Below are 23234 nucleotides of genomic sequence, written 5' to 3'. Positions count from 1 at the left end.
ATAAGTTTTGTACTATCTAATCTTTGTATTAGACCGGTTGGTTTAGGTATGCTCAGGTATAGGCTAACTTATACAAGTAAATTAGCCTAACCTAAATAACCCTAATATGAACTTGTCAGTTGGTAACTAATTAGAACTTATAAGTGACTGTTGCACCGATATTTCTTGGGTCAACGATCGCGGCATAACCTACAGGGTAGCGACCACTTGCTGGCTCTAATGAGGTGATGCCTTTTTCGTCGAACAGGTTATTTACATAGCCACTGACGCGCCAATTGTCATTTTGGTAGTCGATGTTTAAACGACTTATCACATAGTCACCAGCAACTCGTTCTTCGGTATTGTTGATATCACCGTAATAGTCGCTGACATAGTTTGCAGAAATGCCAGCGGTGAACTCGTCACTAAACCAGTATTTTAAACCTAGGTTAGCGGTAAATTCAGGCGCAGAGTTAAGCTTGTTGCCAATAATGTCGCCGTAATCAGCATCAGCTTTTTTAATTTCAGTGCGCAATAAACCTAAGCCAGAAACCAGCTGTAAATCGTCGGTCAACATGGCATTAAATTCACCTTCCACACCATAGGTGACCGCTTGTTCAACATTGGTAATACGGCGCAAACTGTTAGATGCTTGATAGCCGTCATAGTCGTTGTAGAACAGGTTGAAGTTCAGGTTCATATCACCATTGTTAAAGCTACTGCGTGAGGTTAGCTCGTAGGTATAAACCGACTCTTTGTCGTAGTAGTAATATTCTTGGGCGAAGAAGTCTAATGCGCCGCCACCTGAGTTAAAGCCGCGGCGAATACTTGCGCCAAATGTGGTGGTGTCTGAATATAAATATTGCAGCACCACTTTTGGTAGGAAGATGGATTCACTGTTATCGAGCTTTTCAATAATTGGCAGGTAAGTAAAGTTACGGGTTTGCTCCTCACGCATGAAGCGTCCACCTGCTGTTAAACGCCAATCTTCAACAAACTCATAGGTCACTTCACTGTAAATTGAGCTTGAGGTGGTGCTGTCGTCACCAAAGTACTCAGAGCTGCCTTGGCTGTCGAAATCTTGCGAGCGCTTAAAGTAAGCAAGGCCAACGAAACCATTAAAACTTGGGTCATTCAAACCAAAGGTATATTTACCATCTACCGTCCAGCTTGCATCCTCCATGATCACTTGCTGTTCTTGAGCCGGGTTTGGCTCGTACGAGTCAAATCCCCACTCATAGTCCATGTAAGACACCAGTAAATCGAGGGCTTTGCCATCACCTAAGTCATAGTCAAAGTTAAGCGAGTGGGTGTTGGATTTGGTGGTGATGTAACGATTGAAAATTCGCTCATATTTCCATGGGTCTTCACCAGAGAAGTAGTTGCGTCCTGAATTACCTTTTTCATCATTGATTGAGAAGCTGTATTTAGCGCTAAAACCATCAAGCGCACTTGGCTGCCACAGTAACTTACCGCGCCAGCGATTAGTTTTGATCTCGCTCTGGTCAAATTTGCTTGGATTATCTGGGTATTCAACATGGTTGATATAGCTATCGCCGGTGACGTTTTGCCCAGTAATGCGAAATGCTAACTCGTCATCCAAAATTGGCCCTGACAGCATGACAGCCGAGTCAATGAATTGGTCCTGATTGCGATAGCCTAAACGGGCAGCGCCTTGCCAATCAAAAGTTGGGTCTTCAGTTTTAATAAATACCGTGCCACCAATACTGTTACGGCCATTAATGGTTGACTGCGGTCCGCGGTAAACCTCGATTTGTTGAATATCCCATATACCGGTATCGCCACCTAGGTCGGCAACAAATGGCTCAGCTACACCATCAACGAGTGTGGTAACACGTGCGCGTGCACCACCTGAAAATGAGTTAAACCCGGTGGCGCTGCCATTACCGCTGACACCACGAATATCAGGCACAGCACCTGAAAGCACCACAATATTGGCTACTTCAGATAGTACGCTCGAAATAGACTGGTACTGACCACTATCTAGGGTGTCTTTGTCGATAACAGAAATCGAAGAGGTGGAGTCTTTAAGGCTACGTTCAATTTTTTCGCCATACACCTTAATCACTTCAATTGATTCTGTTTTTTCAGCATCTAATCCCGCGTTGGCTGATGCGAAAACTGGTGTGGCGAGTAGGGCACTGGCAAGTAGATGCAGTTTAAAAGAGGGAGATTTCATAATAGCGTAAATCCTTTCGCTTGTTTTAAACACTTGTTTATTGGGGGATCAGGATCAATTTACTCGAAAGTGTGAGCTAACGCAATTGCGAATCATTATCATTTATTTTATCATCGTCACAGTTTTGTAACTTCATTAACTTTTTTGACCCTTGAGGTAGTTATGTTTCAAATCTCGGCGGTATTACTCACGCTAATTGGAGTGATATTGATCTATGTGACCACTCGGCATCAGCGTTTGTTGAGCGCACCCCACCCACGCATTTTTGCTGCGCTAGGCTGCTGTATATTAATGCTTGCTTTACTAAGCTGGATGCAGCTGCTTACAACCATCGCAGCTATTTTTACCTGGGTGTTCACCGTCATCACCTTGATGATGTGCGTCCCATTTTCAACCTTGCTTAAGCCTAAGGAGGGACGCTAGTGGCTCGTTTACTACCTCAAGATAAAATTCAGCCCCATTGGTGGCGTAAAAGCCTGATTAGTTTCTTTCTGGGGCTGCTGCTCAGTTATGGCATTGTCGCCCTGTTTGCCTGGTTTGGACCTGGTGGATTAGAGATGGGTATGAAGGTGCAATTTAATATGTGGATGCTCAGTGTTATCTGGTTGCCGCTATTAGCATTTGGCTTTTTGTTTAAAACGGCAAAAACAGCGCTGCTGTGGTTATTAATAGCTAACGCCGTGGTGTATTTAATATTTGTGAGTTTGTGGTGGTTACAATGAAAATTCGCCCTGATGTACTAAGAACTTATCAATCGGTGCACACCTGGACAGGTATCACCACATCACTGTTGTTATTTATTGCGTTTTTCGCGGGCGCCTTGACCATGTTCAAGCCGCAAATCGATCAGTGGGCAAGACCTGCAAGCTTGATTGCCCAACCAGTGAGTAACGAGCGCATTGATACCTTAATTGAACAAGCCGTCACTACCCATGAGAAGGCAAGTCAGGGGTTTATTGTTAACTTTGTTGAAGGCGGTGCTGCGCTATCCTGGTTTGAGCAAGGCGGTGGTCGTGAGTTAGTTAGGCTCAACGATGAGCTGACCTATGCCACATTAGATGATGCAGATAAGCTGCAAATTTCAGGTGCACAGACCAATGAGTTGGGCGACCTGATTGATCAGCTGCATCGCACTGCGGGTATTATTGGCAAAGTCGGTCATGAAGATTTGGGCGTGCTAGTGCTTGGTATTGCGGCGGCGTTGTATTTCATCGCGTTGATCTCAGGCGTGATTGTTTTGTTGCCAACCTTAGTTAAATATCTATTTGCTTTGAGACAAAACAAAGGTGCTAACCGTTTTTGGTTAGACAGCCATAATTTAGTTGGTGTGGTGAGTTTGCCGTTTCATCTGTTGATTGCCTGGACTGCTGTGGTGTTTGCCTTTCACGACCCGTTTTACGGTGGTCTAGGTGTGGTCTATGGCGACAAACCTCTGTTTGAGCGTGGTGGTAAGGGCACGCAAACATATGATATTGCTGAGCTGCCAAGTATGGTGGTTTATAAACAATACCTGCAACAAATGGCGCCAGACTATAAGCTAGAAAAGTTAGAGTTTTCTCAGCTGCACACGCCAAACCCAACTGTCGCGGCATACTTAGCAGCTGACGATCGCCCACTTCGTGGCGGCTATAACGACATCATATACTTTCACCCTTTTACTCAGGCGGTCGGTTTTTCAACAGTCAATTTACCTGAGCATGGGGTATATGGTCCTGTGGTGAAAAGCTTTTTTGCGCTGCACTTTGGTAACTATGCTGGTGACTATGGCCGTTGGATGTACTTTGCCATGGGCTTGCTAGGGGCATTCTTATTTTACAGTGGCAACTTACTTTGGCTTGAAAAGCGCCGCGAGAAAAAAGGTGAACAGCGAAAATCAGTGAAAGTGATGGCTGCGCTTACCATTGGCGTTTGCTTAGGTGCCATGCTTGGAATTGGCAGCGCGATGGTAGCTTCTAAGTGGTTGTACTTACTTAATTTTCCGCTGAACCATGCGTACTTATGGGTTTATTATTCAGTGTTCTTTGCTGCTATTGGCTATAGCTTTTATCGCGGCGCAGCTCGCTCGGCAATTCACTTACTTTATGCCTTGTTTGCTGTATGTGTGGCCATACCGGTTACTTCATTATTAGCACTAGTGGTACCGGGTATGCCTACTTGGACAGTCGCCCAAAGTGGCTTAATGGTTGAGTTTATGGCGGTGTTGTTTGCCCTAGTCTTTATGGTTACAGCCAATAAAGCCAAGTACCGCGCTTATTATGGTGAACGCAACTCTATTTGGGCACTGCCACGTAAAAATGAACTTGAGTCTAACGACTTTCAACAAGTGACGGCTTAAGTTACCTAAAAACCGACTCCCAAAAGCGACGTGTTAACGTCATTAGTAAAAGGGGATGACATATAGTCATCCCCTCTTTTTTGCCCCTAAACTACTTACTTTAGTAGGTGGATATCATTCGACTAGGCTTTGCCTGTAAACTCAAGTGTTTTCCAGATATGGTAGCTTTGATTGTTGGCTCACGTTGCAATGACATTTAAAGCTCGCAGCAAGCACATCCTGTGGGCTCGACGAAAACATCCACGTTTTCAATGACTTAAATGTCATTACAACTGGATGCTATCACTACAGCTGATTAAATTCCCTCCTACGGGGCCACACAAAGCTACCTTGTTTAGCTTGCTTTATAGGGAATTCTAAAGGCTATGGTGTAGGCCACTGGCAACACAATTAGGGTTAGCACTGAGGCAAAACCTAAACCGAAGATAATGGTAATTGCCATTGAGCCAAAGAAGGCATCAGATAGTAGTGGCACCATACCTAGCATCGTGGTAATTGCAGCCATTAATACCGGACGTACACGACTTACGGACGAGTCGATAACCGCTTGCAGCTCTTCTTTACCCTGGCTGAGTTCAAGGTTGATTTGGTCAACCAGCACAATGCCGTTTTTGATGATCATCCCGGTTAAACTGAGTAGGCCAAGTAGCGCCATAAAGCTAAACGGTGCGTCAAATAGCAATAGTCCCGATACCACACCAATGAGTGCCAGCGGCACGGTAAACCAAATCACCAAAGGTTGTCTGACTGAGTTAAATAGCAATACAGTTATTAAGAACATTGCTAAGTAACCCATAGGAATCGAGCTAAATACTGAGGCTTGTGCTTCAGATGCGGTTTCGTACTCGCCGCCCCATTCAAGCTCATAGCCGTCTGGTAGCTCAATCGCTTCAATCAGTGGGCGCACCTTTCTAAAGACTGAATCGGCAGTTTCGTCGATGCCATTGACCGGATCGGCTAACACAGAAATCATACGTTTACGGTCGCGGCGCATGATTAATGGGTTATCCCAGTCGGTTTCAAACTCAGACACCACTTGTGAGATAGGCACAAACACATTGTTGTCGGCGCTCCATACCTGTAGCTTCCAAATGCTTTCGGCATCTAGGCGCTCCTCGGCTGGCGCGCGAGCGATGATCGGCAATAGATGACTATGTTCACGGTATACACCCACTTGCTTACCGCTAAAGTTAGTCAGTAGCGCATTGTCGAGGTCAGACTTACTAATACCGGTTTCGCGTGCTTGCGCCATGGCAAGTTGCGGGCGTACAACCGGCACTTGGTTACGCCAGTCGTGTCGCACGCCATTTGCAGTTGGCTCAGCTTTTAAAATCGCTTCAGCTTTGGCAGCCAATTCACGCAGCACTTTAGGGTCTTCACCATAAAAACGTGCTTCGATTTTTGCTGCTGGGCTAGGGCCGTTTTCCATGTACTTAAAGCGATACTCGGCCTGCGGAAAGCGCACACTTAACTCACGCTCTAAAGTGCGCATATAGTCATTAAGCGTGGTGAGGTCTTGCATTTCTAACAGTAACTGACCGTAAGCGGCGTAACCTTTTTCAGGTGCATAGGTGAGTACAAAGCGCTGCGCACCTTGACCAATCACGGTAGTTAAATTAACTAGCCCAACGTCCTTTTCAGCTTGCTCTGCCATTAGGTTGGCTTCAATGTCATGTAGTAAACGTTCAGTTGCCTTTACATCTGTACCTTCTGGCATCCAAACATCAACAAAGAAAATAGGCGTGTTTGATGCAGGAAAGAACACATTCTTTACGTAACCAAAGCCTAAAACTGACACAACTAATGCAGCGATAACCAGCATCATCGCGACCGCACGGAAGCGAATAGCTAGCTTGAGCGACCACTTATACGCAGTAAATAAGATTCCCTTGTATGGGTCGTTGTCTGATTCATTGTCATCCTGCGCACCGTCTTTAAACATCATGTTGCAAAAGAAGGGCGTTAAGGTCATTGCGGTTATCCAGCTAATAAATAGTGAGATAAGCAACACCTGGAACAATGATACACAGAACTCACCGGTAGCATTGTCTGATAGACCAATTGGTGCAAAAGCAATAATGGCGATGATGGTTGCGCCCAACAGCGGCCACTGGGTTTGTGACACCACTTGTTTAGCGGTTTCAAGACGAGTTTGACCACGCTTGATACCAATCAAGATACCTTCGGTAACGACGATGGCGTTATCAACCAGCATACCTAGGGCGATAATCAGCGCGCCCAGTGAGATGATTTGTAGCTCAATATTCAGCACCTTCATCATGATAAAGGTGCCAAGGATGGTGAGTAGCAATACTAGCCCCATCAAGATACCTGAGCGCACGCCCATAAATACAAGCAGTACCGCAATTACGATCGCGATAGATTGCATTAGGCTAATAACAAAGCCATTAATGGTTTCATCAACCATTTTGCTTTGGTCATAGACGGTGTCGAGTGACATACCAATTGGTAGCTCGTTTGCTAGTTCAGCCATGCGCTGATTAACGGCTTCACCAACCTTAACTACATTAACGCCGCTCGAGAAAGATATACCAATCGATAATGCTTGCTCGCCCTGGGCATGGTAAATATTATCCGGCTGCTCTTCGGTGTCTTTATAGATAGTGGCAATGTCACCTAAATGAACTAGATCTGTGCTGCCTGGGGCGCTGATAAGTAAGCGCTCCATTTGCTTAACGCTATCAAATTCACCGGTTGGGCTAATGCGTACTCGGTTGTCTCCTACAAGGGCGCTGCCTGCATTAGATACTACGTTTTGATTGGTGATCAGACTGTAAATGTAGTCTTGATTTAACCCAAGGGCGTTAAGCTTTTCGCTGGAGATTTCAACAATCACTTGCTCGCCAATAGTGCCGGCTACATTGACCTTTTTAATGCCTTTTACTAGTACTAACTCACGACGTAAAAAGTCAGCGTAGTTTTGCAGCTCGCGCATGCTGTAGTCTTTACCGCGCAGATTGAGCAAGATACCAAACACATCGCCAAAATCGTCAATCACGCTTGGGGTTGCGACACCCGGAGGCAGGCTAGGAATGGTGTCGTTTACTTTGCGACGCACTTCATCCCAAATTTGTGGAAGAGCATCTTTGTCGTAGTTTTCTTTAATTTCAATCTCAATTTGCGACATGCCAGCGCTGTTAATTGAGCGTATGTTTTTAAGTGCATCTAATTTTTGCAGCGCGTCTTCAAGTGGCAGAGTGACTTCTTCCTCTACCTGTTCGGGCGCAGCGCCTGGATAGGCGGTAACAATTAGCGCATTCTTAATGGTGAACTCAGGAAATTCGAGTTGTCCTAATTGGGTAAATGAAATACTGCCACCAACTAGCAACAGCAGTGCAAACACCCAACTAACAACCTTATGGGTAATAGAATATTCAGCAAAATTCATGGCTTATACTCCACGCTGCCAGCGCAGAGGTTTTACTGCTTGGTCCTGTGATAAGTATTGAATGCCGGCGACGACAACTTGCTCGCCTTGCTTTAAACCGTTAACGATTTCAACGCCGTCGGTTGTGATGTTACCTACGCTCACCACTTGTTGAGTGACGGTGCCGCTTTGCTCTTGGTATACCCACACCACCATTTTGCCGTCTTGGTCGCGTTTAATCACTGCACTATTTGGTACTACAGTGATGTCTTTATCCTGTGGTGCTGTTAACACTGGTAAGCTTACTTCCGCGCTCATGCCTGGCAGCACTGCAACCAGCTTGGGTTTTGGCAGGGTGAATACCACTTCATAGGTTTGTGTCCCTGGCGTAACCTGAGTTGCATGCTCTTTGAGGCGCATAGCAAAGGTGTGTTGCTTGTTACCTGCAAAGCTGACTTGAGGTTGTACGCTGGCATTAGGATCGAATTGGGTGAAGCTTGTGATTAGGGTTTCAGGCACCTGAATAACAACGTCAATCGCACTATCTTTTTGAATGGTTAGCACTGTTTGGTTTGCCTGCACCATTTGGAAATTTTCAATGGCGATTTTTGCGATAGTGCCGTTATAAGGAGCTTTGAGTTCTGTGTAGCTAAGTTGGTCTTTGGCGTTGGCAAGGTTTGCCTTGGCCGACTTAAGCTTCGCTTTTGCCAGGTCAAACTCAGCTTGCGAAATTAGCTTTTGATTTAATAGCGTGCCGATACGGTCAAAGTCTGCCTTTGCTAAATCATAGTCTGCTTCACTACGCAGTAAGGTGTTGCGAGCATCGCGACTATCAAGACGCGCTAACACATCTCCTTTCTTAACATGTTGGCCTTCAAAAAGAGGTTGCTCAATCATTTGCCCCTGAATGCGAAATGCCAGTTGCGCTTGTTTAGTCGCTTGGACTTTAGCCGGGAAGTTACGAATAGCACTGCCGTTGAGGTCACCCACTGTCATTAGTTTAACTGGGCGAATGGTTTGTTCCACTGACTCCATTGATTCAGTGCTGCAGCCGGTGGCGATGATAGCCAACAACACTAATGGGATAGTTGATAACGGAAATTTCATTTATTAAGCCTCAATTGGTGACAGTTGTTGCATTTTTGGTGCGTGTTGCGATAGGGCGCAACAATAGCAGGCTTGAAAGTTTATTAAAACGGAACATAATGAAACTTAAGATTCCATTTATTGGAACTCAATTCGGTTGCAGTTTAGGGTGACATGTGAACAATAAGTTAGCCTTACGCAGACTCTGACCGAAGATTGCGGATCGGCTTTGCTAGTCTGCTTGGTGACTAATTGAGATTATATGACTCAGGTTTAGGTTAAATAGATATATGAAAACAGAAGACATTAAGTTGTTTCATCGCGTTGTTGAAACGGGCAGTTTAGTTGAGGCTGCGGATATTCTGAATTTGCCTAAGTCGACCTTGAGCCGTCGCTTGCAGCAGTTAGAAGACGAATTAAAGGTCAAGCTGTTCCATCGTCAAAGCCGCTCGATGACGCTCACCGCATCTGGTAGTCATTTCTATGAAAAGAGTACGGCTATGATGGCAGAGCTTGAACAAACCATGTTTGAGTTAACTGATGCCAAATCTGAGCTCACCGGACACCTACGTATCTTAATTGCTCCTATTCCTGAGATGCTCAATATTACCCGTGCAATTTTCAAGTTTATGGATGCCAACCCAAGTATCTCAGTAGAAATCATGGTCAGTGCTGAGCCGCAAGACATGATCCGCAATAACATCGACTTGGCTTTTATGCTTGAAGACTCTTTTAACGAGAATGAAATGGTCGCCCGCCATGTGATTAACGAAGCGGTCGAGTTTTTTGCCAGTCCTGAGTATGTGGCTAAATATGGCTTACCTACTAATGCTACAGAGTTACTTGAGCACAATACTGTTTTATTCCGTTATCCCAATGGCAAGATATTTAATGAAGTGCCTTACAGTGACGAGGTGACTTTTAAACTCAACGGCAATATTTGTGTTAACAACCTTGAAGTGAGCTTAGAGGCAGCTTTGTGTGGGCGCGGCATTACTATTTTACCAACACCTTATTGTCAGGAATATTTAGATTCAAACCAGCTAGTACGTGTGTTTGAAGATATGCCTCCTTATCGCGGTAAGTGCTTCTTAGTTTACCCTTCACGTCGCTATATTAGCTTGGCTGCGCAGCGTTTTATCGATCATGTATTGGTAGTCATGGCTGGCTGTGACAAAAATGACTCTGGTTTGGGCAAGTCTGTTTGTTCATAACTGTAATCTTATAAATCGCGGTAGTCAGTTTAAACCTGCCACCTCATAGAAAAACCTGAAAATGTAACACGATGTATCTATAATCTGATCGAGATTAGATTTATTAAAATAGAGCAACGGCTTACTTAAGAGGCTGATGATATGAGCGCAAAAACAAAACTAACAAGCTTTATTGGAGCGTTATTTGCTCTGATTATTTTCATTATTTCCCTTGAAGGCTATATCAACTTTCGCAGTGCATCTGTCGACAGCTTCACCAACAAACTATCGAGTGAATCCAACCTAATTGCTAATGCCGTGGAAGAGAAAATGATGCGCTATTTTGATGGCCTAACCATGATCTCCCATACCATGGATATTGATGCTGAAGGCAACTTTGACCGTGACAAGCTGCTGGCCCAGTTGAGCGTGTTACACAAAGACTTGAACGTCCTAGAGGCATATATTGGTTTTAAAAGCGGCGATACTTATTTACCCAACGGACAAATCCCTAATTTTAACGCTGCAACCTTAAAGCGTGAATGGTATACCCGCGGCTTTGCTAATGAGTCGCATATTGTCACTACACCTTATGTTAGTAGTAATGGCATGCATGTGATGGCGGTCGCTGAGCCAGTTATTCGCGATGGTAAGGTGGTCGCAGTGCTGTGTGTGAATATTGGTGTGCAAGAAATCTCAACCTTTATTGCAGGGTTGCTTGAGCTTAATCAAGTGTTCGTGAGCCGTGAGGATGGCTTTTTACTTGCGTCTAAATTCCCGGATCATATTGGTAAAAATGCCTTTGAGTTATTCCCAAGCTTTAAGCAGTATTCTATGGCTGCAACGACTACCCACGAGATTGATACCGAGTTAGGGGAGGTGCTAGTCGCCAATGCGCGCTTTGACAATTTAGGCTGGAATGCTTGGGCATGGGACACGCTAGAACATATCCATGAACCGTCGAATGCATTTTTATGGTTTAACTTGGTGGTCGCGATTATTTCACTGACGGTGGCTGCGTCGGCAACTTACTATCTGGTGATGAATCTAATGTATCGTCCAATTGGCGGTGAGCCAACCGAAATTCAGGCGATCGTCGAACGTGTAGCAAAAGGCGATTTATCTCGGGCAGGAACTGAAACTGGCGGTGAAACCGGGGTATATGCCGCGACATTAGAGATGGTGTCGCAGCTAAAAATGACATTAGATAAAATCAATCAAGTATCGAGCCACTTAGACAGTTCAGCAGAAGATATTACTGTGATCGCTCAGGGCGTGAATAAAAGCTCTGAAGAGCAAATGTTGCAGCTAGAGCAAACCTCAACAGCAATGAATGAGATGACGGTAACGGTTGATGAAGTCGCCCGCAATGCGCTGCAAGCGTCTAACTCAGCGAATGAGGCCAACGGCTCATCTGAGCAAGGCATGGTGATTGTCAACGAGATGAATCAGGAGATCCAAAGTCTGGTTGGTGGTCTTGAAGATGTGGTTGGCGTGACAACTCGCCTTGAGAAAGAAACTCAGAGCATTGGCAGTATTTTGGATGTGATTGATGGTATTTCAGAGCAAACCAATTTGCTGGCATTAAATGCGGCAATTGAAGCTGCTCGCGCTGGCGAGCATGGGCGCGGCTTTGCTGTGGTAGCCGATGAAGTGCGTAATCTTGCTAATCGTACCCGTGAAAGTACCCGCGAAATTCAAGACATGATTAATACCTTACAAGCAGAAGCAAAGCGCTCGGTTAATCTTATGCAGGTGAATATGGATAACGCGCAGAAAACGGCAGAGCGCTCTGAGTCTGCCAATGAAGCTTTAGCTGTGATCCAGCAAGCGGTGATGTCGATTTTAGATATGAACAACCAAATTGCCACCGCTGCGGAAGAGCAAACCCATGTTGCGAGTGAGATTAACCAAAGCGTAGTTGCGATTAACGACTTAGCCAAAGAAACGTTCGAGCAATCAGAGAATAACAATCAACTGGCAGCGGGGCTGAAACAGGCATCAGGCCAGTTAACCGAATCTGTAGAAGCGTTTACGTTGAATTAGTTTAGGCTTGGTGTGGGCTATTTATCCCGACTTCTCGTTATCTAACAAATGGCTGGCAGATACGATCAAGCGGCAGTTTGGGGTCGAGTAAGCGCCCTTGCTGCCGCGCTTGTGTTAGGAACTCGACACTAAGGTTAGGGTTGTTAATTCCAATGACTCGACGCTTATCTATACCTGCACGCATCAAGTCAGGACAAAACTCGGCATAAAACAGCTCATTAAGCTTACCGCTTTGCTCAAGCATCAATAACCCTTGCTCAAGTCGCTCTGCAAGTCTTGGATGCTTTGGCGACACATAAAAAACCGTCAGTATTGGAATATTAATTAGTACACTGTTATCAATGCTAAGGTTTGGGTACTGCTGATGATTGGCTTCAAGTTCGTTGTAAGCTTCGTTAATGCCGCGGCTGAAGGTATCAAAGCGGCCTCTATTTAGCATGTTGAATAGGCTTTGATATTCGGAGCCATCAACCACCTTAAAGCCTGCGTTTTTTAATAGCGGATATACCGACCAATAGGGCAGTAACCCAGTTGGTAGCTGTTTGAGTTGCTGTTCTGACAAGTCTTTCAAAGGTGGCGCTAAGTCTTTGCGCACCATAAACACTCTCAGCCCCTGAATACCTTTAAGCAGTGGGAAGTTAACTTGAATAAGTTGCTGTTGCCATTCAACTAAGGAGACTTGTGGCACAACAGTGACCAATTCACCACGCTTTAATTCCTGAAGCGTGCGGTCACGGGTCATGGTTGTCGGAGCGTGTTGCAACTTAGTCGCGCCGTATTGTTCTGTTGTTTGAACTAAAATAAGTTCGAGTAAACGATGGCTAAAATCGTAGCGTGGGTCTTGTTTGGAAAGTGGTAGATTGATGATAACTTTGTCGCTTGCAAACACTGAGGAGGCAAGTGTTGCAGATAGAAGCCAACCAATGCAGCAAAGCTTAAGCCAGGTCATCAATTTAGTCATCTTAGATTTAGATTGGATGCGCAGATATTAACAAAACGTACGAGACTTTTCGATGATCTGTCACAATCTCACTTAGGATTTGGTGGTTGCTGCCGACCTTTATAAATGAAATCAATATTTAAGCAGACAAAAGTAGCATAAATTTGCCATACTAAGTGCAAGCGAACTACAGCAAGTAAGCAGCAGTTTATTTAATGAAATTAAGCCGTTACCATATTATTTCGCCTGGCATTCAACCTTCTGGTTATCCATTCAAAGGTAAACAGCAGGGTTTAGCCTGGTTGAGCTCGTCACAACTATCATTTTGATCGGCATTATTGCGGTGGCGGTGTTGCCGCGTTTGTTTTCTGATACAACTTACAGTGCTTTTACTCTGCGCAATGAGTTCATATCTGAGCTGCGTCAGGCACAAATTCGTGCACTCAATAATTCAGACCGTTGCTTTGCCATTGAAGTGTCTGCGACCAGTTACCAACAACATCAATATTCAGGGCGCAGCGGCAATCAGTGTACAGGTCTTATTCGCAGTGAAGCGAGTCAGGCAATTCAAGGCGGCGCGCAAATTAGTTTAACGGCTAATGCCAGTTCAAGTTTTACCGTTACCTTTGACTCACTTGGCCGTGTGCTTACACCTAACTGCAGCGGCGATTGTTTTACGATAAATGCGGTTGATACGCTGAAAATTGCTGTTACTAGCGAGGGTTATATTTATGCGCTTTAATCCTCAACGAATAGTAAAACCCTTAACATTTCATCGTGGCTTTACCCTAATTGAACTAGTGATTGGCATGTTAGTGTTAAGTATCGCCATTGTACTGATGACCAGCATGCTGTTTCCACAAGCCGATCGCGCAGTAGACAACTTACAACGCGTGCGTTCGGCTGAGCTGGCACACTCTGTAATGAATGAAATTTGGGGTAAGCGTTATGATCAAAACACCAACCCCAATGGTGGCAACCCTGCTTGCGATAGTGGTCTACCATTTGCGCTCGCTTGCTCAACAACTTTAGGCGCAGAAGCTGGAGAAGGGCGCAATGACTTTAATGATGTGGATGACTATATAGGATTGAATATCAACAGTAATATGTTCGACTCAACTCAAACCTATGCCGACCTTTATCCTAATTTTGGCTTGTCGGTATCAGTTGAGTATGTCGATGCGGCAACGCGTGCGGCCAAGCTGATTACAGTCGATGTCACCACTCCCACAAATGAAGTAATTACTTACCAGTCAGTAAGGAGTAATTACTAATGCGGCGTACAAAATTCAGCCTCCCGGTCATCAAAAATCTCGGTTTTACTTTGGTAGAGATGGTCACTGTTATTCTCATTTTGGGGATTTTAGTGGTTGGGGTAAGCAGTTTTATTATTTTTGGTACCAGAATCTTTATTGAGTCTAGCTCAGTTGATCAGGTGCTAAGTCAAAGTCGATATGGGGTTGAGCGTTTAACGCGTGATTTACGCAACGCTGTACCAAATAGTGTGCGCTTGTTAACTGACGGGAGCGGCTTATATCAGTGCATTGAATTTGTGCCAATTAAATCGAGCAGCAGTTACCTTAACGCTCCCATCGCACCAGACCCTGTTGCTGGCAGTATGAGTGTGTTTCGCTCGGCAACGGCAATTGATAATGGCGATCAAGTCATGCTGTACCCACTTACCGCAAGTGAAGTGTATAACCCAACAGGAACTACGGCTAAACGTTTTAGAGTGCAAAGCACAGTGGTGACGGGCGATCAGGTAACAGTGAACTTTGCCAGTAATATTCGCTTTACTGAGGACTCACCACTGCAGCGAGTTTACTTTGCCGTACAGCCTGTGAGTTATTGTTTTATTCGTGCAAGTAGCAGTGTGGATGCCGAGTTAGTTCGTTATCAAAACTATGGCTATCAAACCAGTCAGCCTGCGCCTGGTAATATGGGGACTGGGGTGTTGATGGCACAGAATGTGACTAACGCGTTTGCAATAGAGCCAGCGCTTATTGTAACGCCATCAAACTTGGTGACTAATGCGTTGGTGCATGTGCAACCAAGGTTCAGTGTTAATGGTGAAACCTTTAAGTATCAACATCAAATACAGGTGATTAATGTACCTTAGCGGCAAGTCTCTCAATCAATTATCTGCGCAGCGAGGCAGTGCGTTGGTAATTGGTATTTTTGTCATTATTGTCATGTTTTTACTGGCAGGTAGCTTGCTGCGCATTGTTGAAGATGCTGATGAGGCTTTGTCGATGGAAGTGTGGGGTACAAGGGCATTAAATAGTGCCAATAGCGGCGCAGATGCTGCGTTAGCGCAGTTATTTCCACTGGGTGGCGTTGTGCAAACCTGTGCGGCAGTATCTGCTAGCTGGACACCGCCTAACACGCTAGGTTTTCATGGCTGTAGTGTGAGCATATCTTGCAGCGCGGCAACTGTAGGAGCGGATACACAATTTACCATTAATAGCAGTGCAACCTGCGAGACAGGCGGTTGTGGCACAGACGATAGTACTAACTGTTTACGAGTTAATCGTCAGGTGGAGGTAGAAGCACGTGGCAATTAAGCGAATTATTCAAACCACTGCTGCGCTAGTCGCTGGGCTGAGTTTATACAGTTCAGCGGTGTCGGCTTTTGACCCCATTGATGAAAATGCGATTTGGCCAGCGGTCGCTCAAGGTCATCATTCAAATAATAACAGTGGTTGTAATCAAATCAGTAATCCACAGCTGACCATTTTTAACAGCTCGAGTATTAATGGTACTCAAGGTAATGATTTAGCATTTTGCTCAATTAACACCAGTAACGGCTTACCTAATGATAGTTGTGATGACGGGGCTGGAGGCACGCGTGCGTGTACTGTAACGGGCAGCTCTATTCGCGGCTTGCAAATGAACGGCAATCAAGGATTTCGCAGCAGCAGCGGCGCAGATGGTGGTATTGGATTTTGTCGTACCGGTGAGGTGTATAACTTAGGCGACTCAGGTGATACGCAATTTTCTTCATTGAGTTTATATGCCGATTGTGAAGTGAACTTTTCTAACAGCAACAGTGAATATCGTTTTAATAGTATTGCTATGGGGAGCGGCGCAAAGTTGGTGTTCCCTACTGGTGATTACTGGATAGGCAGCTTGCAGATTAATGCTACCTCAGAAATTGAAGCTGGAGAGAATACCCGTATTTTCATTAGCCAATTGGCTGGGGCACTAAATGGTGGTGTCATTAACAGCTTAGAGTCTGCTGGTGTACAAGTCATTACCTATGGCGGCTTTTCAATGAATAGCCAGTCAATTGTGAATGCGGATATGTACGTTGAGGAAGGACTCACTCTCAATTCAAGTACAGTCAACGGCCGGGTAACTGCTAAGTCTATTACCATGACGGGTACATCTGAGATTAATCGTCCAGCAGAACCAGTGGTACCATTCCACATCCAGTATGGCAAAGCGACATCAACCGTGGTGAGTTTTGACAATGCATTTCCTACTGGCGTTACCCCTTTGGTTTTCCTGATGCCAACGGTGGCTGACACCAGCTCTAACGGTGACGGCCCTGCTTCAGTGCGCTTGGTTGGTACCCCTTCAACAACCGGCTTTGTATGGGAGCAAGCTGAGCCGCCATCACCGGGTAATCGTTATACTCAGTCAGTGCCAATGCCCGAGGTTCATTGGATTGCTGTGACACCAGGCACCCATGATTTAGCTAACGGTCAGCAGTTACATGCCGGCACAGTTGATATTGACACCGTGATGTTTGGCGGCAATTCACCGTACACTGATGTGCCTTTGCCAGCGGGGCATGACGTATTTTTAAGTCAGCGCCAAACGTATGCGAACGACTGCTGGTTCACCACAACATCTCAGTTTACAAATACTGGTGCTGAGCTAGCCCTTGATACCTCTGAGGTCAGGAGTAATGCAGCGCGTTGTCAGCCTGCCAATCGCAATAATAATCAGATTGTTGCCGAGACGGTTGCCTTTATGTCAGTGCAAAGTGGTACCGGCGTACTGGCGCTTAACAGTGAGAATGTGAATTATCACTTTGGTGCAGGCGCTCAGACTTTCACTGCAGGCAGCATTCGAGATTTAAATTATCAATGTGCATTTACTACACCGCTTACAGGCTTTACTGATGTGCCAATATTTGTAGCGGGTAAAAATAGCCGTCGTGGTGGTGATGGTGGCTGGCTAAGGCGTTGTCAGTTAACAGAAGCCTTAGTTAGCATGGTTATTGATGAAGATACCTATCGTGATAGTGATCGCAGGCACGTTTGGGAGAACTATAGCTTCATTGCACTGCAAAAAGAGGAAGTTGTAGAGCAGTGTTTTACTGACGACTTTAATCGTAATGACCTAGGGACAGACTGGGTCACTTCAAGCAGTCGCGGTAACTTCACACCTAGTATTGTTGGCAGTCGCTTACGAGTCACTGAAGCTGCCGGTAACCAAGCAACCTCGTCTACTTACCAACGTTTGTTCTCGGGTAGTGATAACAAGGTGGTTATCGAGTTTGACCATTATGCATACGACGGCAGTGGCGCCGATGGTATTGCCTTTGTATTGTCCGATGCCTCTATTACGCCGCAACCTGGCTCTTATGGCGGGCCGCTCGGCTACGGCGCTCGCTCAAATGTTGATGGCTTTGCTGGTGGCTGGCTTGGTTTTGGTATTGATGAGTACGGTAATTTCTCTACCGAAGGCGGCCCAGATGGCCCGGGACGTAGACGTCAGTCAGTGGCGATTCGTGGCTCTGGTTCAGGCACATCAGGTTATAAGTATTTACGTGGCACTTGTGACAATGGGCAAACCAACCCTGGTGGTAACTGTTTAACGCCAACGGTGGATAACAATAATGTTAATCCGGCGCATCGATATCGTATTACGGTTGACTCTGAGGTTGCTGGTCAATCGATTGTGAGTGTTGAGCGCGATACTGGCAATGGCTTTACCATGCTTATCCCGCCATTCGACGCTGCTGCAGATTCCGATCAAGCAGCAATCCCTACCGACTTTTTGCTGTCTTTAACAGGCTCCACTGGCGGCGCAACCAATATTCATGAGATTGACAACGTTGAGATTTGTGCGCTCGAGTCTAGGCCAATTGGTGTAGTGATCGACCACTTTGAGTTTGACCACACCGGTAGTGGCTTAACCTGCGCGCCAGAAACTCTCACCCTAAAAGCTTGTGCAAACCCTGATTGTAGTCAATTGGTGCCAGATCAAGTCACAGCGACCTTAAGCCCAGCATCCATTCCAACTGGTGGTGGTTGGGTTGGCGGTAATGTGGTGACCTTTAGTGGCGGGCAAACCACGCTGCAGCTGCGTAATAACACGCCTGGCGCAGTTACCTTAGATGTAATCGGTTCAACACCTGGCGCTAAACCGTTTAGTCAAACTTTATGTTCAATAGCAGGTGGTACGGCAACGGCGGCGAACTGTTCACTCACGTTTGCTGACACAGGGTTTATTTTTGATACTGATGCGGCAAACAAGGACACGGCAACGCAATTTGCCAAGCTGGCGAACAAGCCGTTAAGTATGACCATTGCAGCAGTGAAAAAAGATGATGCCACTGAGCAATGTGTGCCAACCTTTGCCAATCAGGCTAAGAGTATTAGTTTGTGGAGCAGTTATGTTGACCCGTCGGCAGGCGGCCTTGTGGCCACATCATCGGTCACGGTAGATAACACCAATATTGGTAAATCGGCGACTTCTGCGACTCAGCTGGCGCTTAACTTTGATGCCCAAGGTGAAGCTAGCTTTACCCTTAACTATCCAGATGCCGGTAAAATCCAGCTCGATGCCAGTTACTCGGGTACTGGTGAAGAGGCTGGACTGGTGATGACAGGTAATGTTGAAGTGGTAAACTTCCCTGTTGGCCTGTGCATTAGTCAAATTGAGAATCAGGCGACTTGCCCAAGTGGTGATGCTAGCTGCAGTGTGTTTAAGCGTGCGGGTGAAAGCTTCATGTTCGAGGTACGTGGTAAAGCCTGGCAAGCCGATGGTGACGCTGATTACTGCGATAACTTAAATACGCCAAACTATGCCCATGGCAATATGCAGTTATCACATAGTTTGGTTGCACCAAGCCCTGGTCAGCTAGGCAGTATCAGTAATGCTAGCTATAACCATGTTGCAGCGGTCAACAATGCCAATAACGTTACTCAAACCGTGAGTGAGGTGGGGGTGTTCGACTTTAGCGTGAAGCCACAATCGAGTTATTTGGGTTCAAGTTTTTACGATATTCCACAAGCGAGTACCGGCAATACAGGTCGCTTTGTGCCTGCGAGCTTTGCCATCAGCGGCGCAAGTGTTTTACCTGCCTGTGGCGGCTTTAGTTATATGGAGCAACCATTCCCTGTGGCATTTAATATCAGCGCACAGAACTTAAATTCGGTCACAACCCAGAACTATCAAGGTGCTTTTGCTAAAGGTACTGCCAGTCTGGCGGGCGAAAATGCCAATGATGGTGTCGATCTCAGTGCGCGCTTGAGTTCGCTTCCTGTAGGAAGTGGCTCTTGGTCAGCGGGCGTGGCAACAGTAGATTCAAGTTATCGAGCAACTTTTGCTAGAACCACTGCACCTAATGTTGATGGGCCTTATAGTCAGCTCGATGTAGGCGTGCAGGTGTATGATAACGATGGTGATTTTGCTTTTGTTGCAAGCCCTGATATGCGCCCAGATACTTCGGGAGACTGTCAAACTCCAAGTAATACCTGTACAGCCAAGCGCTTAGGTACTAAAGATATGCGTCATGGCCGTGTGTTGATGGACAACACCTATGGCCCTGAATCAGAAGTGTTAATGATGCCGGTTTATGCCCAGTTCTGGAATGGCACTAACTGGCAGTTGAACACTGATGATAGCTGCTCAATTATCAGTGGCGCTTTATCGCCGCTGGCTACCTATAACCCCGCTTTATCAACAGGTGAAACCGTGCAGCGCAGTGGTCAGTTTGGACAAATTATCAATGGTCAGCAAACCCTGCTTTGGCAGAATGTTGGCACTAACAATTATCGTGGTCAGGTATTGTCACCATTAGATGTCGATAGCTGGTTAGAGTGGTATTGGAATTACGATAGCTTGTCTCCTAATACACTAAGCGATCCGCAATCAAGTGCGTTCTTTGGTCGTTACCGTGGACACGATAGAGTGATCTACTGGCGTGAGGTCAGGCAGTAATTCTTAAGCTTGGTTATAGCTCAATTAACAGAACTCAAGCGAACAACTCTCAGTTAGAAAACGCTGCTACAGGTGTATAGCTTGAACCTAGCTATACACCTGTTTTGTTTTTGTGGTGGAGTGGTTATAAATGCAGCAATTTTAGCTTGTGCAAATATCAAATTTTATGGTTTTTTGTGTTTTCAGAATGCTTTTATAAAAAAACTTGCTTGATTAGCATTTGTTAACCTGTAAGCACTTGTGGAAACTGGGTGTCATTGCTAAAGTGAGCTGATTTTTCATCGTTTAGATTTCACCGATACAGGCCTGATCCATGTTCAAAAAGTTGCGCGGCATTTTTTCTAATGACCTATCTATCGATTTAGGTACGGCAAACACTCTTATTTATGTTCGAGAAGAAGGTATCGTACTAAACGAGCCATCGGTGGTGGCAATTCGTGGTGAGCGCAGCGGCAGTGGTCAAAAGTCTGTTGCAGCGGTAGGTGCTGACGCGAAGCAAATGTTAGGTCGTACACCGGGCAACATTCAGGCAATTCGTCCAATGAAAGACGGCGTAATTGCTGACTTCTACGTTACCGAGAAGATGCTGCAGCACTTTATTAAGCAAGTGCACAACAATGGCTTCTTCCGCCCAAGCCCACGCGTGTTGGTTTGTGTGCCAGTTGGTGCAACACAAGTAGAGCGCCGCGCGATCCGTGAATCAGCAATGGGTGCAGGCGCACGTGAAGTTTACCTAATTGAAGAGCCAATGGCAGCGGCGATTGGTGCAGGCCTACCAGTTTCTGAAGCAACTGGTTCTATGGTTGTCGACATCGGTGGTGGTACAACTGAAGTTGCGATTATCTCGCTTAACGGCGTGGTTTACTCATCTTCAGTGCGTATTGGTGGTGACAAGTTTAACGATGCCATCATCAACTATGTACGTCGTAACTACGGCAGCTTAATTGGTGAAGCCACTGCTGAGCGCATTAAGCACACCATTGGTACAGCTTACCCTGGCGATGAAGTGCTAGAAATTGAAGTACGTGGTCGTAACCTAGCTGAAGGTGTACCAAGAAGCTTCACCCTAAACAGCAACGAAATTCTTGAAGCACTGCAAGAGCCATTATCAGGCATTGTCAGTGCTGTGATGGTAGCGCTTGAGAAGTCGCCACCAGAACTAGCATCAGATATCTCTGAGCGCGGCATGGTATTAACTGGCGGTGGTGCGTTATTGCGTGACCTTGACCGCTTGTTAATGCAAGAAACTGGCATTCCTGTGATGGTGGCAGAAGAGCCATTAACCTGTGTTGCTCGCGGTGGTGGTAAAGCGTTAGAAATGATCGACATGCACGGCGGTGATTTATTCTCTGAGGAGAGCTAATCTCCTGATATAATTCTAACAAAATGGGGCGTTTAGCCCCCTTTTTGTTCATAAAAAGCAAAGGTTTTACGCCTTTGGAGCTGATTTTTGCCGAGGTTTGGCAAATCCTAATATGAAACCAATTTTTGTACGCGGCATTTCGATACAGTTTCGTCTCACACTGGCAGTCATCCTGTCGGTGGTGTTGATGCTTTCAAATAACAAGCTAGAACCCTACCGCCAATCGCTTTCTACTCTGCTTAGTCCAATTCAATACCTAGCCAATCTTCCCGGTGTGTTGCTTGACCGCAGCGCCGAAGCCTTTGCCACTCGCGATATGTTATCGCTGCAAAATAAAGAGCTAATGCGTCAGCAATTAATGATGTCAGAACGTTTGCAGCGTTTTGAGCATTTACGCCAAGAGAACGACCGCTTACGTGCCTTGCTTGGCTCACCTTTGCATATGGACTCACGCAAGGTAGTTGCAGAGGTCATGGAGGTCGCGAGCGAACCATTTCGCCAATACGTAGTACTCAATCAGGGTAAGAGCCATGGCGTGTTTGTCGGTCAACCTGTGGTTGATGCGCAAGGGGTTGTTGGTCAGGTCACTGAGGTGAGTGAGTTTACTAGCCGAGTGCTGTTAGTTTCAGATGTCACCCACGGTATTCCTGTGCGGGTAACACGTAACGACGTGCGCGCCATTGCTAATGGTACTGGCGATATCGATGAGATTGAGCTGCGCCATGTGGCTAAAAGTACCGACATTGTCGCAGGGGATTTATTGGTGACATCGGGGCTAGGGCAAAGATTCCCTGAGGGCTACCCAGTTGCGCGGGTGTTATCAGTTAAACGCGATGATGGGCAAAACTACGCGGTGATTAATGCGCAGCCGTTGGCGGCGCTCGACCGAATTCGCTACGTATTATTAATTTGGCCTGACGAAGAGGCCACTGAAGACGTAGCAGATAACCTAATTGAAACCAGTGTTGAAGCACAAAATAGTCAAGCAAGCGAGGAGCCCCAGTGAGCGCGCATATAGCTAGCGGCCGTTGGGTCGTGTGGGCGACCTTTTTCGTTGGCGCCATGTTTCAGGTGATGCCATTGCCAGAGTTGGCGGAAGTGTGGCGTCCCGACTGGTTAGTGTTAGTGATGATCTACTGGGCGATGGCATTGCCTCATCGTTATAGCGTATTAACCGCCTTTACTCTGGGGTTGTTTTTGGACGTACTGTTAGGTGCAACCCTTGGAGTTAGGGCGCTGGCGCTCTCTTTGGTGGTGTATATCGTGGTACTGCATTCCATGCGTTTTCGTAACTTTCCGCGTTGGCAGCAATCGCTGATGGTGGCGTCACTGATCTTCTTGTACCACTTTGTCATTTTCTGGGCGCAATATGCCATCGTTGGTGACAGCGAGTTTGTCATTGATTTGTTTTTGCCAAGCATTTCTTGTGTCGCGGTGTGGTGGTGGCTTTTTTGGGTGCTGCGAAACTTACGCCGCTCATACGGGGTCAAATAATACCAATTAGGATAAATAAGTGATCAGAGGT

16 protein-coding genes are annotated in these 23234 nt (G+C 46.0%); 12 read left to right on the top strand and 4 right to left on the bottom strand.

Features of this window, described 5'->3' with window-relative positions:
• Window positions 1–130: 130 nt before the first annotated feature.
• Window positions 131–2179 (bottom strand): TonB-dependent receptor, encoded by a 2049-nt coding sequence (locus EXU30_RS08865; RefSeq protein WP_130599267.1) that lies wholly within the window; start codon window positions 2177–2179, stop codon window positions 131–133.
• 422 nt (window positions 2180–2601) lie between these two features.
• Here EXU30_RS08865 and EXU30_RS08860 point away from each other — a divergent pair, with 422 nt between their 5' ends.
• The gene (locus EXU30_RS08860) at window positions 2602–2901 is read left to right on the top strand and encodes a hypothetical protein (RefSeq protein ID WP_130599265.1); all 300 of its coding nucleotides are present in this window, start codon (window positions 2602–2604) and stop codon (window positions 2899–2901) included.
• Window positions 2898–4514 carry a PepSY-associated TM helix domain-containing protein gene (locus EXU30_RS08855; RefSeq protein WP_130599263.1) on the top strand — a complete coding sequence of 539 codons (1617 nt, stop codon included), beginning with the start codon at window positions 2898–2900 and terminating at the stop codon, window positions 4512–4514. The genes EXU30_RS08860 and EXU30_RS08855 overlap by 4 nt, the downstream gene beginning before the upstream one ends.
• Window positions 4515–4848: 334 nt before the next feature.
• On the opposite strand, the gene EXU30_RS08850 is transcribed toward EXU30_RS08855, so the two are convergent.
• On the bottom strand, window positions 4849–7923 hold the full coding sequence (locus EXU30_RS08850; RefSeq protein ID WP_130599261.1) for an efflux RND transporter permease subunit: 3075 nt from the start codon (window positions 7921–7923) through the stop codon (window positions 4849–4851).
• Window positions 7924–7926: 3 nt separating this feature from the next.
• Window positions 7927–9009 carry an efflux RND transporter periplasmic adaptor subunit gene (locus tag EXU30_RS08845; RefSeq protein WP_130599259.1) on the bottom strand — a complete coding sequence of 361 codons (1083 nt, stop codon included), beginning with the start codon at window positions 9007–9009 and terminating at the stop codon, window positions 7927–7929.
• Window positions 9010–9278: 269 nt separating this feature from the next.
• Here EXU30_RS08845 and EXU30_RS08840 point away from each other — a divergent pair, with 269 nt between their 5' ends.
• Both EXU30_RS08840 and EXU30_RS08835 read left to right on the top strand, forming a co-directional pair.
• Window positions 9279–10202: a LysR family transcriptional regulator gene (locus EXU30_RS08840; RefSeq protein WP_130599257.1), complete on the top strand. Its 924-nt coding sequence runs from the start codon at window positions 9279–9281 to the stop codon at window positions 10200–10202.
• 141 nt (window positions 10203–10343) lie between these two features.
• Window positions 10344–12227 carry a methyl-accepting chemotaxis protein gene (locus EXU30_RS08835; RefSeq protein ID WP_130599255.1) on the top strand — a complete coding sequence of 628 codons (1884 nt, stop codon included), beginning with the start codon at window positions 10344–10346 and terminating at the stop codon, window positions 12225–12227.
• A gap of 37 nt (window positions 12228–12264) precedes the next feature.
• On the opposite strand, the gene EXU30_RS08830 is transcribed toward EXU30_RS08835, so the two are convergent.
• Complete coding sequence (locus tag EXU30_RS08830; protein WP_130599253.1) at window positions 12265–13176, bottom strand: hypothetical protein; 912 nt, start codon at window positions 13174–13176, stop codon at window positions 12265–12267.
• 289 nt (window positions 13177–13465) lie between these two features.
• Between EXU30_RS08830 and EXU30_RS08825 the strand changes: the two genes are divergently transcribed.
• The 8 genes from EXU30_RS08825 to mreD all read left to right on the top strand — a co-directional run bounded on the left by EXU30_RS08825 (window position 13466) and on the right by mreD (window position 23203).
• Window positions 13466–13909 (top strand): MSHA biogenesis protein MshC, encoded by a 444-nt coding sequence (locus EXU30_RS08825; RefSeq protein ID WP_130599251.1) that lies wholly within the window; start codon window positions 13466–13468, stop codon window positions 13907–13909.
• Complete coding sequence (locus EXU30_RS08820) at window positions 13899–14441, top strand: type IV pilus modification PilV family protein (protein ID WP_130599249.1); 543 nt, start codon at window positions 13899–13901, stop codon at window positions 14439–14441. The genes EXU30_RS08825 and EXU30_RS08820 overlap by 11 nt, the downstream gene beginning before the upstream one ends.
• Complete coding sequence (locus EXU30_RS08815) at window positions 14441–15286, top strand: PilW family protein (protein WP_130599247.1); 846 nt, start codon at window positions 14441–14443, stop codon at window positions 15284–15286. The genes EXU30_RS08820 and EXU30_RS08815 overlap by 1 nt, the downstream gene beginning before the upstream one ends.
• Window positions 15276–15731, top strand: coding sequence for an MSHA biogenesis protein MshP (locus tag EXU30_RS08810; RefSeq protein ID WP_130599245.1), 456 nt, complete (start codon window positions 15276–15278; stop codon window positions 15729–15731). The genes EXU30_RS08815 and EXU30_RS08810 overlap by 11 nt, the downstream gene beginning before the upstream one ends.
• Window positions 15721–20346, top strand: coding sequence for a DUF6701 domain-containing protein (locus EXU30_RS08805; protein ID WP_242620370.1), 4626 nt, complete (start codon window positions 15721–15723; stop codon window positions 20344–20346). Before EXU30_RS08810 ends, EXU30_RS08805 begins: the two co-directional genes overlap by 11 nt.
• A gap of 313 nt (window positions 20347–20659) precedes the next feature.
• Window positions 20660–21709: a rod shape-determining protein gene (locus EXU30_RS08800; protein WP_130599243.1), complete on the top strand. Its 1050-nt coding sequence runs from the start codon at window positions 20660–20662 to the stop codon at window positions 21707–21709.
• Window positions 21710–21821: 112 nt separating this feature from the next.
• Window positions 21822–22715 (top strand): rod shape-determining protein MreC, encoded by an 894-nt coding sequence (gene mreC / locus EXU30_RS08795; protein WP_130599241.1) that lies wholly within the window; start codon window positions 21822–21824, stop codon window positions 22713–22715.
• Window positions 22712–23203: a rod shape-determining protein MreD gene (mreD, locus tag EXU30_RS08790; RefSeq protein ID WP_130599239.1), complete on the top strand. Its 492-nt coding sequence runs from the start codon at window positions 22712–22714 to the stop codon at window positions 23201–23203. Before mreC ends, mreD begins: the two co-directional genes overlap by 4 nt.
• Window positions 23204–23234 lie beyond the last annotated feature (31 nt).

The sequence above is a fragment of the Shewanella maritima genome, assembly GCF_004295345.1.
In the GTDB taxonomy this organism is placed as follows: Bacteria; Pseudomonadota; Gammaproteobacteria; order Enterobacterales; family Shewanellaceae; genus Shewanella; species Shewanella maritima.
The sequence above is the reverse complement of the archived record's forward strand: the minus strand, read 5'-3'. Positions and strand labels throughout refer to the sequence as shown.

Excerpts from the sequence above, each read along its gene's own strand:
- EXU30_RS08865 (WP_130599267.1), bottom strand. The coding sequence starts at position 2,179 with ATGAAATCTCCCTCTTTTAAACTGCATCTACTTGCCAGTGCCCTACTC.
- EXU30_RS08855 (WP_130599263.1), top strand. The coding sequence starts at position 2,898 with ATGAAAATTCGCCCTGATGTACTAAGAACTTATCAATCGGTGCACACC.
- EXU30_RS08850 (WP_130599261.1), bottom strand. The coding sequence starts at position 7,923 with ATGAATTTTGCTGAATATTCTATTACCCATAAGGTTGTTAGTTGGGTG.
- EXU30_RS08845 (WP_130599259.1), bottom strand. The coding sequence starts at position 9,009 with ATGAAATTTCCGTTATCAACTATCCCATTAGTGTTGTTGGCTATCATC.
- EXU30_RS08840 (WP_130599257.1), top strand. The coding sequence starts at position 9,279 with ATGAAAACAGAAGACATTAAGTTGTTTCATCGCGTTGTTGAAACGGGC.
- EXU30_RS08835 (WP_130599255.1), top strand. The coding sequence starts at position 10,344 with ATGAGCGCAAAAACAAAACTAACAAGCTTTATTGGAGCGTTATTTGCT.
- EXU30_RS08830 (WP_130599253.1), bottom strand. The coding sequence starts at position 13,176 with ATGACCTGGCTTAAGCTTTGCTGCATTGGTTGGCTTCTATCTGCAACA.
- EXU30_RS08820 (WP_130599249.1), top strand. The coding sequence starts at position 13,899 with ATGCGCTTTAATCCTCAACGAATAGTAAAACCCTTAACATTTCATCGT.
- EXU30_RS08815 (WP_130599247.1), top strand. The coding sequence starts at position 14,441 with ATGCGGCGTACAAAATTCAGCCTCCCGGTCATCAAAAATCTCGGTTTT.
- EXU30_RS08810 (WP_130599245.1), top strand. The coding sequence starts at position 15,276 with ATGTACCTTAGCGGCAAGTCTCTCAATCAATTATCTGCGCAGCGAGGC.
- EXU30_RS08800 (WP_130599243.1), top strand. The coding sequence starts at position 20,660 with ATGTTCAAAAAGTTGCGCGGCATTTTTTCTAATGACCTATCTATCGAT.
- mreC (WP_130599241.1), top strand. The coding sequence starts at position 21,822 with ATGAAACCAATTTTTGTACGCGGCATTTCGATACAGTTTCGTCTCACA.